This window comes from Apilactobacillus nanyangensis, from assembly GCF_016861915.1.
Lineage (GTDB): Bacteria > Bacillota > Bacilli > Lactobacillales > Lactobacillaceae > Apilactobacillus > Apilactobacillus nanyangensis.
Genome location: NZ_BOLX01000009.1, coordinates 40,635 through 54,059, shown reverse-complemented (window position 1 = coordinate 54,059; position 13,425 = coordinate 40,635). Strand labels below are relative to the sequence as shown.

At 35.0% G+C, this 13,425-nt stretch carries 12 protein-coding genes; 1 reads left to right on the top strand and 11 read right to left on the bottom strand.

Going from position 1 to position 13,425, the window contains the following annotated elements:
* Nucleotides 1–46: 46 nt before the first annotated feature.
* The 5 genes from JUD45_RS04140 to parE form a co-directional block, all read right to left on the bottom strand.
* On the bottom strand, nt 47–754 hold the full coding sequence (locus tag JUD45_RS04140) for a nicotinamide mononucleotide transporter (protein ID WP_203619725.1): 708 nt from the start codon (nt 752–754) through the stop codon (nt 47–49).
* Nucleotides 755–877: 123 nt separating this feature from the next.
* The gene (locus JUD45_RS04135) at nt 878–1,804 is read right to left on the bottom strand and encodes a manganese-dependent inorganic pyrophosphatase (protein ID WP_203619724.1); all 927 of its coding nucleotides are present in this window, start codon (nt 1,802–1,804) and stop codon (nt 878–880) included.
* A gap of 20 nt (nt 1,805–1,824) precedes the next feature.
* Entirely contained in the window at nt 1,825–2,793 is a 969-nt protein-coding gene (locus JUD45_RS04130) for a LysR family transcriptional regulator (protein ID WP_034531170.1), read from the bottom strand.
* A gap of 129 nt (nt 2,794–2,922) precedes the next feature.
* Nucleotides 2,923–5,391, bottom strand: a complete 2,469-nt coding sequence (gene parC / locus JUD45_RS04125; protein ID WP_438800471.1) for a DNA topoisomerase IV subunit A — start codon at nt 5,389–5,391, stop codon at nt 2,923–2,925.
* Nucleotides 5,392–5,403: 12 nt separating this feature from the next.
* A complete protein-coding gene (gene parE / locus JUD45_RS04120; protein WP_053791719.1) occupies nt 5,404–7,374 on the bottom strand; it encodes a DNA topoisomerase IV subunit B in 1,971 nt (656 codons plus the stop codon).
* Between the two features lie 152 nt (nt 7,375–7,526).
* Here parE and plsY point away from each other — a divergent pair, with 152 nt between their 5' ends.
* Nucleotides 7,527–8,138: a glycerol-3-phosphate 1-O-acyltransferase PlsY gene (plsY, locus tag JUD45_RS04115; RefSeq protein ID WP_053791718.1), complete on the top strand. Its 612-nt coding sequence runs from the start codon at nt 7,527–7,529 to the stop codon at nt 8,136–8,138.
* A gap of 45 nt (nt 8,139–8,183) precedes the next feature.
* Here plsY and JUD45_RS04110 read toward each other — a convergent pair whose 3' ends face one another.
* From JUD45_RS04110 to JUD45_RS04085, 6 genes are all read right to left on the bottom strand, one after another.
* Entirely contained in the window at nt 8,184–9,740 is a 1,557-nt protein-coding gene (locus JUD45_RS04110; protein WP_138726466.1) for a HAMP domain-containing sensor histidine kinase, read from the bottom strand.
* Nucleotides 9,737–10,423, bottom strand: coding sequence for a response regulator transcription factor (locus JUD45_RS04105; protein ID WP_053791716.1), 687 nt, complete (start codon nt 10,421–10,423; stop codon nt 9,737–9,739). The genes JUD45_RS04110 and JUD45_RS04105 overlap by 4 nt, the downstream gene beginning before the upstream one ends.
* 263 nt (nt 10,424–10,686) lie before the next feature.
* Nucleotides 10,687–10,866, bottom strand: a complete 180-nt coding sequence (rpmF, locus tag JUD45_RS04100) for a 50S ribosomal protein L32 (protein ID WP_041152237.1) — start codon at nt 10,864–10,866, stop codon at nt 10,687–10,689.
* A gap of 56 nt (nt 10,867–10,922) precedes the next feature.
* The gene (locus JUD45_RS04095) at nt 10,923–11,477 is read right to left on the bottom strand and encodes a DUF177 domain-containing protein (RefSeq protein WP_053791715.1); all 555 of its coding nucleotides are present in this window, start codon (nt 11,475–11,477) and stop codon (nt 10,923–10,925) included.
* Between the two features lie 87 nt (nt 11,478–11,564).
* Entirely contained in the window at nt 11,565–12,752 is a 1,188-nt protein-coding gene (locus JUD45_RS04090; RefSeq protein ID WP_203619722.1) for a nucleotidyltransferase, read from the bottom strand.
* Nucleotides 12,691–13,425 carry a class I SAM-dependent DNA methyltransferase gene (locus tag JUD45_RS04085; protein ID WP_203619721.1) on the bottom strand — a complete coding sequence of 245 codons (735 nt, stop codon included), beginning with the start codon at nt 13,423–13,425 and terminating at the stop codon, nt 12,691–12,693. The genes JUD45_RS04090 and JUD45_RS04085 overlap by 62 nt, the downstream gene beginning before the upstream one ends.

The window sequence follows — 13,425 nt, the reverse complement described above, 5'->3', positions numbered from 1 at the left end:
GATTATAAAAAATAATGCAAATTATTAGCACAGAAAAAATATAATATTAATCTTTCCAATATGCGTTACCAGCAAGTGCCATTAGAATGTAATAAATGTACTTACCGACGTTTGCAAAGTTAAATTGGCTAATTGCCTTAGCTAGTTGGATAAAGTCGTATAATAGCCAGAATTTCCATTGTGTAGATATCTTCATTGCATTCATGATATTTGCGATCAATGAAATTCCGAATACAAAACTAGTTAATACATATAAAACGGAATCAGATGAATTTAAACTACCGTAACCAATGTAATTAATACCAAAACTAAATGCTAGTGATAATAATGACAATAGTACAAAAACAATTTGTCCCTTTTTGGTGTTCATAAAATAAGATTTCTTGAATTTATCAGAGTTAGTCCATGTTCTAATTGCCAAAATTTGGATAATAAAACTAATTGGATAAGTTAAAATCGCCCCATGATTTCCCAATAGATAATCAATTGCACATCCAAGAATAATTTCTGGGACACCAATCCAATTACCAAGATTACTGAAACGACCAACCAATCTAGTAGACATGATTGACATGCAGGCGTCAAAGGCACTGATTAATCCAAACGGAATAAAGATTGCCCAATGGCCCCAATGAGTCACATCATTTAGTGATTCGAATAAGTAACCTGAAAGAAATGCTGATAAGAAAATAATTGCGATTCCTAATAAATCCATTGTCTTTGAAGTAGCTAAATTTCTAAATACCTTTACCATTTTGAAGATCTCCTATTGTTTTTATTTGAGACAGCCGTATTCCGGAAGCAACGCTGTCAGATATTTTTATATATAAAGAAAGAACACACCCATTAGGATGTGTCCTTTCAATACGTCCTAGTATTAGTCTAAAACATCAGTTAATTGAGGAACAACTTGTTTCTTTCTTGATACCACACCAGGAAGTGCAATTGTATCTTCAGAAACTTTTTGGTTAAATGCTTTTTCTACAGCGTCCTTTGGTTCACCATAAATGATGGCTTCAGAGTTACTGTCTAATACGTTAGTAGCAATTACTAAGAATAAGTCGTAGCCTTCTGCTTTGGCTTCTTCTTCCATTGCCTTTAATAAGTCTTCTTTACGTTTTAATACGTCGTTTAAATCAACAGTGTTGATTTGGTCGATACGTACTGCTTTGCCACCCATAGTGAATGACTTAGCGTCACCGTCGATTAGGTCTTTGTCAGATCTAGCATCAACGTTAGTACCAGCCTTTAGCATCTTGATACCGTATTCTTCAGCATCAACGTTAGCAATCTTAGCTAATTCCGCAACGGCCTTTTTATCAACATCAGTAGTTGTTGGTGATTTTAGTAATAAAGTATCTGAAATGATTGCTGAAAGCATTAGACCAGCTAATTGTTCAGGAATTTCAACGTTCTTTTCGTTGAACATTTCAAATAATACAGTACTTACACAACCAACTGGTTCAGCACGGTAGAATACAGGCTTTTCAGTGTTGAAATCTGCAATTCTGTGGTGATCAACTACGTGAGTAACTGTTAATTTATCAATATCTGAAACACTTTGTTGAGGTTCATTATGATCTACTAGCATAACTGAGTCTACTTCTGATGAAGCTTCAGTGATAACACGAGGTGCTTCTTGACCGAAGTAATCTAAAACAAATTTAGTTTCTTCGTTTGGAGTACCTAGAGCAACGGCTTCAACGTCGTATCCTAGTTTATTTTGTAAATATGCATATTCGATAGCTGCACAAATTGCATCAGTATCTGGACTTTGGTGTCCGAAAACTAATTCTTTAGCCATAATAAAACTTCCTTCGTATTTTAGTAGTTGTCCTTTAATCTTGATAGGTAGTCTTCTTCATCTAAGAAGGCATCGAATTCGTCTAAGAATGAACCAACACGAGGAATCATCTTCTTGTTAGATCTGTAAACGAATGCTAAATCAAAATTGATGTTTGGATTCAAACGGGCAACCCATGTATTATTATCTTCCAATGTTTTGACATCTTTGTCAATCATAAATGAACTTGGAAGAGCAGTATTTAATCCAGTATTAACAGCGAAACGTAAAATTTGGTCTGGAGTTGAGAAGCAAGCGCCACTCTTAGGATTATCTAGAAGTTGATCCTTGTATTCAGTCTTTAGGATTGAATCTAAGAAGTAATCTTCTGGGTAAGTAACCCAAGGACGATCCAATGTGTCCTTGAACTTAATCTTATCCTTACCAGCTAATTTTTCGTTGTGGTGAATGTACATTAAGTCATCGCTCATAATCTTTTGAGCTTCGTATGGCTTCCAGTTCTTAATTGATGAATCTGGTAAGTACATAATCGCTAAATCAATACGGTTGTTTTCCAAACTTTCCCAAATTTCCTTACGAGTTAACATTCTTAGGTTAACCTTTAATTCAGGATTCTTCTTGTAAAGTTGAGCAATGAACTTTTCAAAAACTTTAACTTGAATTGATGATAGAACACCAATGTTAATGTCACCAGTTGATGCACTGTTTGATTGTTCAATTTCATCAGCAGTTTGGTTTAGGATTTCATAAATATCCTTAGTTGACTTAAGCATAATGTTACCGGCAGATGATAACTTTAGCTTTTTACCAATTGAGTAAAACAATGGAGCGCCAACAGTCTTTTCTAGTTTTTTAATTTGTTGAGTTAATGCAGGTTGTGTAATTCCCAAAATTTGCGCAGCCTGAGTGTAATTCATAGTTTCTGCTAATTGCAAAAAGTATGAAAGTGTCTTAGAAGAGAAAATATTTTCTTGCTTAGTTTTTTTCATGCTTATACCCCTATATCATTTATTACATATTATTATCTATTAATAGTTCATTAAAATATAATAACCTATTCATCATAAAATAACAATATATTTTATGATAATAATAATAAATTTCTATTGGAGTTATTATTACTTAATATTTGCCACTACTTCGGGATGTAATACAGCCATGCTAGTTGGTGTACCTTCAGCATCAACATCCATAACAGCAGAACCATTTGATTGACGATCATTTACTGGATGATCACCTGGCATAATATCATGGACACGACGTCTATTAGTAAATACTCTAATAGGGTTAAAGCTATCCGTCGCCTTTTCTAGTTTTACAAAGTCAACTAATTCATGTGGATTCTTCTTCAATGATTTTAGAACTTGTACACCTCTTCTTGCACGACTAGCAAGAGGTACTTCATCTACCTTCATATTTTTGTAGAATCCACGTTGAGTAATCATCCCTACCTTATCGTCTTGTTCTACTAGTTGCACATCAACAACTTGTTCTTCATCCCTAATGTCCATTGAGCGAACACCAGTTGATCTTGCACCAGAATATGATACTTCATCTAATTCAAAACAAGTGGCTAGTCCAACGTTAGATGCAATAAAGACATTTGGATTAGCATTTGCATCTGCTAGGTAATCAACATTAACTACATTAGCACTATCATCTTTTAGTTTTTCAAATACAGCAGGTCTTGAACGGTAGTTTCTACCAGGAGTTAACTTATCAAACTCAGTTTGTTTGATGTATCCGTCACTAGTAGAAATTACAAACTTACCAGTTTCTTTCAATGTCTTAAATGACATTACTTTCATAATTTCTTCGTCATCAGCTAGGCCGATAGTTTGAGAAATATGTTCACCGGTTTCTTTCCAACGAGCATCTGTAATTTCATGTACTGGACGATAGATTAAATTACCTTTATTAGTAAACATAAATAAGTGTTGTAGTGTAGTCATTTGTTCTAAGAAGATTGGATAATCATCTTCCTTTAGACCATTTTCTTCAACTTCTGAAGCTTTGTATGAACGAACACTACTACGTTTTAGGTATCCATCATGACTGACTAGCACAACAACGTCTTCTTCTGGCACTGTGATAGTCTTACTAATCTTAAGTTCTTCAACTTCTGCTTCGATCTTAGTAAGACGATCGTTACCATAAGCCTTCTTAATATCTTTGAACTCTTTGGTTAGTACCTTATTTAGTTCGTTCTTGTCATTTAAGATGGTGTTGTATTCTAGAATGTCTGCACTTAACTTATCTTTTTCGGCTTGTAGTTCAACCACGTCGGTATTAGTTAAACGGTATAGTTGTAACTTAACAATCGCATCAGCTTGTTTTTCTGAGAAGTCGAATTCAGATATTAAGTTATTACATGCATCTTTTCTGTTATCACTTGCTCGAATGGTTTTAATTACTTGGTCTAAAATTGATAAGGCCTTAATTAAACCATCTACAATATGTTGTCTAGCCATTGCCTTGTCTAAATCGTACTTAGTACGCTTAGCAACAATCAAGCGTTGGTAATCTAGATATGATTCTAGGATTTCCTTTAATGATAGACGTTCAGGACGCATCTTATTAATTGCAACAACGTTAAAGTGATAGTTGATTTGTAAATCAGTGTTCTTAAATAAGTAGTTAAGAATACCAGTAGCATCAACATCTCGTTTTAATTCGATGGCAATTGATAGACCATTTCTATCACTTTCATCCCTTACTTCAGCAATTCCATCAATCTTCTTGTTAATTCTGATTTCATCGATTTGCTTAACTAGTTGTAGCTTATTAACTTCGTATGGTAATTCACTTACACGAATAAGTGTCTTATTACCACGTAATTCTTCAACATCTGTCTTAGAACGAATGATAATCTTACCGCGACCAGTTTCATAAGCCTTTTTGATTCCGTCTAGTCCTTGTACAATTCCACCAGTTGGGAAATCGGGTCCCTTAATAAATTGCATTAAGTCATCCAAAGTAGCGTCTGCATGCTTTTGTAGGTAAATCAAAGCATCTAGTACTTCAGATAGATTGTGTGGAGGAATTTCAGTTGCATAACCTGATGAAATCCCTGTTGCACCATTAACTAATAGATTAGGGAAACGAGATGGTAATACTGTTGGTTCGTTTTCGGTATCATCAAAGTTAGGTACCCAATCAACAGTATCCTTATCAATATCTCTAAGCATTTCAGAAGCAATCTTACTTAAACGTGCTTCTGTATAACGCATCGCCGCAGCTGGATCCCCATCCATTGAACCATTGTTACCGTGCATTTCGATTAATGGTTCTCTGATTTTCCATTCTTGACTCATACGTACTAATGCTTCATAGATTGAACTATCACCATGGGGATGGAAGTTACCCATAACATTACCAACGGACTTAGCTGACTTTCTAAATCCCTTGTCATAAGTATTTCCGTCTTTATTCATGGCATATAGAATACGACGTTGAACAGGTTTTAATCCGTCACGAACGTCTGGTAACGCTCTTTCTTGAATGATTGACTTAGAGTAACGACTAAATCTTTCACTCATGATTTGTTCAAGCGTTAGTTTTTCAATAACTGAATGATTAACCACTATAGTTCCTCCTATCTACTCGTTTTCTGTTTCTTTGGTGGTATCTAAGATACTGCCGTCTTCTTCAAGTGTGAACTTAACGTTTTCTTCAATCCATTCACGTCTTGGTTCAACCTTGTCACCCATTAATGTAGTAACACGTTTTTCGGCTAATGCAGCATCGTCGATTTGAACTTGAATTAATGTTCTGTTTTCAGGATCCATAGTAGTTTCCCATAATTGATCAGCATTCATTTCACCTAGACCCTTAAATCTTTGAAGAGCTGGGTGTTGACCAAATTCCTTTAACTTGTCAGTTAATTCGTCATTGGTCCATGCGTAATCAACGTGATTCTTCTTACCGGCCTTTTGTTGAATCTTGTATAGCGGTGGTAGTGCAATGTAGACACGACCTTGTTCAACCATTGGGCGCATGTATTTGTAGAAGAATGTTAATAGTAAAATTTGAATATGAGCACCATCATCATCGGCATCGGTCATGATGATAACTTTGTCGTAGTTGGCATCAGAAATGTTAAATTCTGGACCTACTCCAGCACCGATTGTGTAAATCATGGTACTAATTTCTTCATTTTTAAGAATATCGTCTAGCTTAGCTCTTTCTGTATTTAAAACCTTACCTCTAAGTGGCAAGATAGCTTGATGTTTTCTGTCACGGCCTTGCTTAGCAGAACCTCCGGCAGAGTCCCCTTCGACTAGGAATAATTCATTCTTAGAAACATCTTTAGATTGAGCGGGTGTTAACTTACCTGATAGTAGACGTTCCTTCTTGTGTTTCTTCTTACCATTTCTACTTTCATCTCTCGCCTTGCGCGCAGCTTCTCTAGCCTTACGGGCACGAAGGGACTTATGAACCAATTCATGGGCGAATTCACCGTTTTCCATTAGGTAGTAACCCAATTGTTCGGAAACGATGTTATCGACGATAGAACGCACTTCTGGGCTTCCTAGCTTTTCCTTGGTTTGTCCTTCGAATTGAAGCATTTCTTCGGGCACCTTAATAGAGATGATTGCTGATAGTCCTTCACGAACATCGCTACCATCTAGGTTCTTTTCTTTATCTTTAAGTAACTTCACTCTTCTAGCAAAGTCATTGAATGATTTAGTCCAGGCACTTCTAAATCCTGATTCATGGGTACCACCATCTTTGGTACGCACATTATTAACGAAAGATAATGTATTTTCGGTATAACCGTCGTTGTATTGTGCAGCAACTTCTACTTCAACACCATCTTTTGATCCGTCAAAGTACATAATGTTACCCAATGTGTGTTTGTCTTCGTTTAAGTATTGAACGAACTCCTTGATTCCATCTTTAAAGTAGAATTCATCGCTTCGTTCTTGACCTTCACGTTCATCAGTTAATGTGATTTTAATTCCGTTTAACAAGAAGGCAGATTCTCTTAAACGTTGTTTTAGTATTTCATAGTTATAAATTGTGGTAGTAAAGATTGCTGAATCTGGTTTAAATGTTACAGTTGTTCCACTGTGTTCACTTGTCTTACCAATTTTTTTCAAAGTTCCAATTGGTTGACCACCGTTTTCAAAATCTTCTTCATATTTGTAGCCATCTCTTACGATTGTCACGCTTAAGTGAGTTGAAAGTGCATTAACAACACTTGATCCAACCCCGTGTAATCCCCCTGAAGTCTTGTATCCACCATTTTCGGTGAACTTACCACCGGCATGTAGCACGGTTAAGATAACTTCGGGAGTTGGCTTACCTGATGAATGCATTCCCACTGGCATCCCACGTCCGTGGTCCACCACAGTTATACTATTATCGTTATGGATAGTAACGTCAATTTCGTCACCATATCCTGCTAATGCTTCATCGACCGCATTATCTACAATTTCGTATACCAAATGATGAAGACCCTTGCTATCAGTAGAACCGATATACATACCAGGGCGCTTTCTAACTGCCTCCAGACCCTTTAGGACCTGGATGGAGTCATCATTATAATTTTCTGACTTCTTAGCCATCGTAACGCACTCCCTTTCGTACAATATAATATATTACCTTATTTAAAACGCTTTTAAAAGGGAATATTAAACCACCTATATATAGAAGATGTTGTCATAATGCTTAAAAATGGTAAAATTAATAGATAGTTAATTTTTGGGAGGAACCATTTTTGAAAATCACAATTTTATTAATTGTCGCCTACTTGTTAGGGGCAATTCCTAATGGAATCTGGATTGGTAAGGTCTTTTTCAATAAAGATATTACCAAGTTAGGTTCTGGAAATATGGGAACCACCAATACATTTAGAGAACTTGGTAAGACTGCCGGTGCTGTTGTTATGGTTTTAGATATTCTAAAGGGTACCATTGCAACATTGCTACCAACATTCTTCCATATCTCTAACGTATCACCAATCGTATTTGGTTTATTCGCTGTATTGGGACATACATTATCAATCTTTGCTAAGTTTAAGGGTGGTAAAGCCGTTGCTACTAGTGCTGGAATGTTACTAGCAATTCATCCAATCTTATTCTTATGTGCTTTTATCTTTGAAATTTCATTTACTTACCTAACTAGTATGGTTAGTGTAGCAAGTATGATTTCATTTCCATTAATCACAATCTTGATTTTATTGGATCATGATTACGTACTTGGAGTTATTGGTATTATTCTAACAATCTTTATTTTCATTAAGCATAGAAGTAACATTCAACGTATTAAAGAAGGTAACGAAAACTTAGTTCCATTTGGTTTGGTATACAAACATCAAAACAATAAATAAACACAAAAAAAGCACTGCTTAATGGCAGTGCTTTTTTTATTGCGCTTATTGCTTAGTATTCATATCTAGTTGTTTCAAATGTTCAATCTTATCCTTTGAAAGGATTGGGAATGAAATTGTAAAGATTGATCCATATCCCGATGAACTTTCAACATTGATTTTACCGTTATAGGCCTCTACCAAACGCTTAGCGATTGAAAGTCCTAAACCATTACCACCTTGGTTACGGCTTCTAGCCTTGTCAACACGGTAGAATCTGTTAAAGATTTTATCAATGCTTTCTTGGCTTAATCCTTCACCAAAATCTTGAACCGCAATATCGACATAACGATATTTACGAGAAAGTGAAATATGGATTTCCTTTCTTTGTTTAGAATACTTAACAGCATTATCTAACAAGATAATCAAGATTTGTTCCAAGTGATTACGGTAAATTTGAATGATTGTTTCTTCCCCTATATCATCATCTAAGATGAACTTGTAGTCAGGGTGAATCATTTGGAAATCATTATATTGTTGATGAACAACATCTTGAACATCCGTAGTCTTGTTCCCATAGTTGATTTCAACTTGTTCGGCACGAGAAAGATCTAACATTTCTTGAACTAAACTCTTCATACGATTAATCTCGTAGATTGAAGATTTAATTGATTCATCTAGAACTTCAGGGTCATCCTTTCCCCAACGAGAAAGCATGTCTAAGTGTCCCTGAATTACAGCTACCGGAGTTCTTAATTCATGGGAAACATCTTCAACGAATTGTTGCTGTTGATCAATGTATCTTTGCATTGTATCAATCATATCATTGAACAAGTCCCCTAAGTCAGTCAACTCATCGTTTTGAGTTAACTTAGGCACACGACTGTCCGTTTCAGGAGATTCTTTAACACTGTGAATGGTGTTAGAGATAATCTTGATTGGACGAAGCATGTATGATGATAGAAAGTACGACAATGCAGCAGAGAAGAAGATACCAATAATTAAAATTACAAATAAAATTCCGGCTAATTTGTTTATATACAAATTGTAGTCAGACATTGAATCAACTACTCTTAGATAACCAATTAATTCATGCGTCTTTGCAGAATAGATTGGTGAATCTAAAACTAAGATTGTCTTACCTGAGTTCTTGGTAATAACCGTTTTACGGCTATCTACCGGTTTGAAATTGTAAATCTTTTTTGGCGACTTCTTCGATGAGAAGATTTGGTCTGAATTCTTATTGTATACACTAACCACGATATCCTTACTAAATAAGTTAGTATAAATAGAATCAGAATAAACGTCTGTCGACATTCCATTATTAGGGTTGCCGTCCCTAAAACCACTATTTGGATTTAAAGCAGAACTAACTGCCTTCTCATCCAATGATCGATTAATCGTTCTTAATCGATTTGATATCGTTACATCCGATTCAATAGTACGTGAGTTCTCCTGGTGTAATAAGACATCAGAAAAACGATTGTAAATCAAAAAAGAAAAAATTGATAGAATTACAAAAATTATAATTGCTGATCCAATTGACCATTTCCATTTAAGAGAAAACCATCTTCGATTGCTGCTTACTGTCTTTGAAACTTTATCATCATGGTTGGAAATCATGATCTCATCACGTAACCGGTTCCTCTAACAGTTTGGATGTAGCTCTTTTGATCAGGTCTATCAATTTTGTTTCTTAGGTAACGGATGTAAACATCAACAACGTTGGTTTCAGCACTTGAATCGTATCCCCAAACCTTAGTTAAAAGAACGTCTCTGGCTAATACAACGTTAACGTTTTCCATTAAAGTAAGTAGTAGTTCGTATTCACGCTTAGTTAAGTCGATAATATCGTCTCCACGTTTTACGATTCTACTTTCTTTTTCGACAGTAATGTCCTTAAAGTAAACAACCTTTTGGTCTTCAGCGTTTTCGTCACCTTCGATATCAATACGACGAAGTAATGCTCTAACACGAGCTAATAATTCTTCGATAGCAAATGGCTTAACGATGTAGTCATCTGCACCATGATCGAATCCTGAAACTCTATCAATAACAGAATCTCTAGCTGTCATCATAATGATTGGAGTTGTCTTCTTTTCACGAAGTCTTCTAGCAACTTCCATACCATTAAGCTTTGGTAACATAAGATCTAAAAGAATAACATCATAGTCGTTGTTAAGTGCTTCTTCTAGTCCTTCGCGACCGTCTAAGGCTACTTCAGTTTCGTAACCTTCATGCTTCAATTCTAACTCTACAAATCTAGCTAAGCTTTTTTCATCTTCAATTATCAAAATACGGCTCATTAAATTACACCTCTCCATTTATTTTAGAAAATCTTAACTTACTTTGTACATTTTATCACGTTTTTTCTCATAATAGAAGAGCTTAATCCGAATATTATTATTAAAATCTTAATTTTTTTCACCAATTTACTATTTTAAATTAGAAAACGAACCATTCTCTCGATTTAAGTTTAATATAAATAGCAAAATAAATAAAATAATTATACTTATATAACAAAAAAAGCTACCAGGACCCATGGTGTTCTGGTAGCTTTTTTATTTAATTAGTTGTTTTCATTAACAACTTGTTTACCATCATAGTATCCACAACTAGGACATACAATGTGAGGTTTACGTAATTCACCACAGTTTGGGCAAGCACTCAAACCTGGGTTAGCCAACTTAATGTGACCACGACGCATACCCTTCTTAGCTTTTGAAGTTCTTCTTGCTGGTACAGCCAATGCAAAAACCCCCTTTATATTAAAATATCCACTAGTGAAAAAATTTTAAGTCTTGCTTAATTATCACTATCGTTAAAGAAGTCCTTTAACTTAGCAAGACGTGGATCTACTTTTTTATCATTTGCCTCTTGTTCGGCTAAATCGTCTTCAGAAATAACTTCCCAGTCATTTCCTTCTGGCATTTTACCAGTTTCGATTTCTTCAGGAGACAAAATGTGCATTGGAATTTGTAAGATGATGTTGTCGGCAACTGATTTATCAAAATCAATTTCGCCTTCGTCATCTACTAGGAAAGCAATTTCACCCTCATCCTCACGTTCTTTCAAACGTAAGTTGGTTTCAACATAAACTTCATTAATTGAGAAATCCAATGGTAACTCAACTGGAGTTAATGATCTTGATGAAGGAACCACAATCTTACCTGTTACACGAGCAGTCACGATTGCATCACCGTTTTCAGAGAAAACATTAGCATCAACGTGAATATCGTCATCAGCAGAAATAACATACTTGCTATATCTACTCATAATATCATCAGATAAGTTCATATCTTCTGATACTGAAAGTGGCTTGTTTTTGTATTCGGATAGTTCCTTTAAGAACCATTTCATGTCTATTCCTCCTAATGCAACAGCGTTAATTATACATATTAAGAAGTTAGTTTGTCAAGGTCATATCCTTGATACCCGGCCTAAAAATTAATAAATTAATGGAATTTTTCCAGCATCTTGAGGAATATGATTTATATTTTCATAAATCCTACCAGATACTACATCAAAATTTAATTCAGATTCAGATAATTCCTTATTAATCTTAGTAATTACAGGAATTTCTATTTGCTTCTTAATATCATTCAAATATGCTCTACCGCTTTTATTAAATCCTAATACTCTGACATACTCTCGACTTAAATCATCGTTTTTACGCCAATTTAATAGCGTATATACGAACAAACGTTGAAGTCTTGCGTATGTGTAGCGTTTTGATTTAACCAAGCGTAGAAACTCTTCAAACGACTGTGCTTCATAGATATACTTCTTTAGTCTGTATTCTAATCCCTCAGTCATTTGATAGATATGATTTAATTCATCAATACTTGATGTTTCAATCTTATATTTTAATAATGGCCAGAAGTCTTGCCAATCAACATGATTATTTAAAGCTTCAATATCAGTGTTATCGGGAAGATAATGGACCAATTCCTGACTATTATCTAAGATAGCGGCTCTTATTGAAGAAGCACTCGCAATGGAACCATTGATGTTTAAATCACGATCATGATGGTTAGCACCGTTTCTCTTAATCGGTACTATCTTCATTTGATGATTATTTTTTAGGTTAGCAATTGCATAGTTTAATGCCAATACATCGTTTGGTGCACTGACATCTTCTCCAGTCGCATTAGTTAATGCATCCCTAATTAGCTCAGCATAGCTTTTGGTGTAATCATGATCTATTTTAGTTTCTTTTAAATCAATATTAGCAAGCTCATTAAAGTTAATATCTGGATGTTCACTACCAAATGATAGCCACTCACACTTAAGACTAGCTAAAATATTTACCGCATGCTTAGCAAAAATATCAGCAGGCTGCACTGAACATTGCACAGGTAACTCAATTACCATATCAGCACCATTTTCTAACGCCATTTGTGCCCTGTTCCATTTATCTAATATAGCAGGTTGGCCTCTTTGTACCCAATTTCCAGACATGATTACGATGACTGCGTCGGCATTTGTTGCTTGTCTTGCCTGCTCAATTTGGTACTTATGCCCATTATGAAACGGGTTATATTCAGCAATTATACCAACAGTTTTCATCGAATCATCCCTTCTTACATACAAAGAACCATCTGGTTGTAGTGTCAGTGATTTCGTCTTTACCAAAGTTAGCAGTAACCTTGATATCTTTGAATCCTGAGTTTTTCAATAAATCAATGTAAGTATCAACCTCATATGTTCTTTCTAAATGAATTTCACTAAATTGGTCATATGCATTAATTGACTCATTGTATTTAAAGAAAACTAAGTCATGTTCTACTGAGTGATCTTCATCACCTAAGTATGATTGCCACATGAATGCATTGCTATCATCATGGTAATTATACATGTATCCTGGATATACTACATCTGTTTGATATGGCGTAATTACATCAAATAAGAATTGTCCATCGTCATTTAGATGTTCATGTACCTTTTCAAAAGCAGTTTGTAGTACATTTTGATCTGGCAAATAACATAATGAGTCATCAAAACAAGTAATCACATCGAAGTTAGGAATCCCTTCCATCTCAGTCATATCACCTTGTATTAATGGCATGTCTGGTTTGATGTCTCTTAAATGTTCTTCAGCTAATGTCAGCATATCTTCAGATAAATCCATACCACAAACATTATAATTTTGTGCGGCAAGTAGCGTTAATAAACGTCCAGTTCCACAAGCCATGTCCATAATTGAATCATTTTTTGATACATTTGCTTTTACAAAGGAAAGCCATTGATCATACATTGTTTCATCAAATAATTCATCATAGAATTTTGCGAATTCTTGATAAATCAT

Excerpts from the sequence above, each read along its gene's own strand:
- JUD45_RS04135 (WP_203619724.1), bottom strand. The coding sequence starts at position 1,804 with ATGGCTAAAGAATTAGTTTTCGGACACCAAAGTCCAGATACTGATGCA.
- parE (WP_053791719.1), bottom strand. The coding sequence starts at position 7,374 with ATGGCTAAGAAGTCAGAAAATTATAATGATGACTCCATCCAGGTCCTA.
- JUD45_RS04085 (WP_203619721.1), bottom strand. The coding sequence starts at position 13,425 with ATGATTTATCAAGAATTCGCAAAATTCTATGATGAATTATTTGATGAA.
- JUD45_RS04140 (WP_203619725.1), bottom strand. The coding sequence starts at position 754 with ATGGTAAAGGTATTTAGAAATTTAGCTACTTCAAAGACAATGGATTTA.
- JUD45_RS04105 (WP_053791716.1), bottom strand. The coding sequence starts at position 10,423 with ATGAGCCGTATTTTGATAATTGAAGATGAAAAAAGCTTAGCTAGATTT.
- JUD45_RS04095 (WP_053791715.1), bottom strand. The coding sequence starts at position 11,477 with ATGAAATGGTTCTTAAAGGAACTATCCGAATACAAAAACAAGCCACTT.
- JUD45_RS04130 (WP_034531170.1), bottom strand. The coding sequence starts at position 2,793 with ATGAAAAAAACTAAGCAAGAAAATATTTTCTCTTCTAAGACACTTTCA.
- JUD45_RS04110 (WP_138726466.1), bottom strand. The coding sequence starts at position 9,740 with ATGATTTCCAACCATGATGATAAAGTTTCAAAGACAGTAAGCAGCAAT.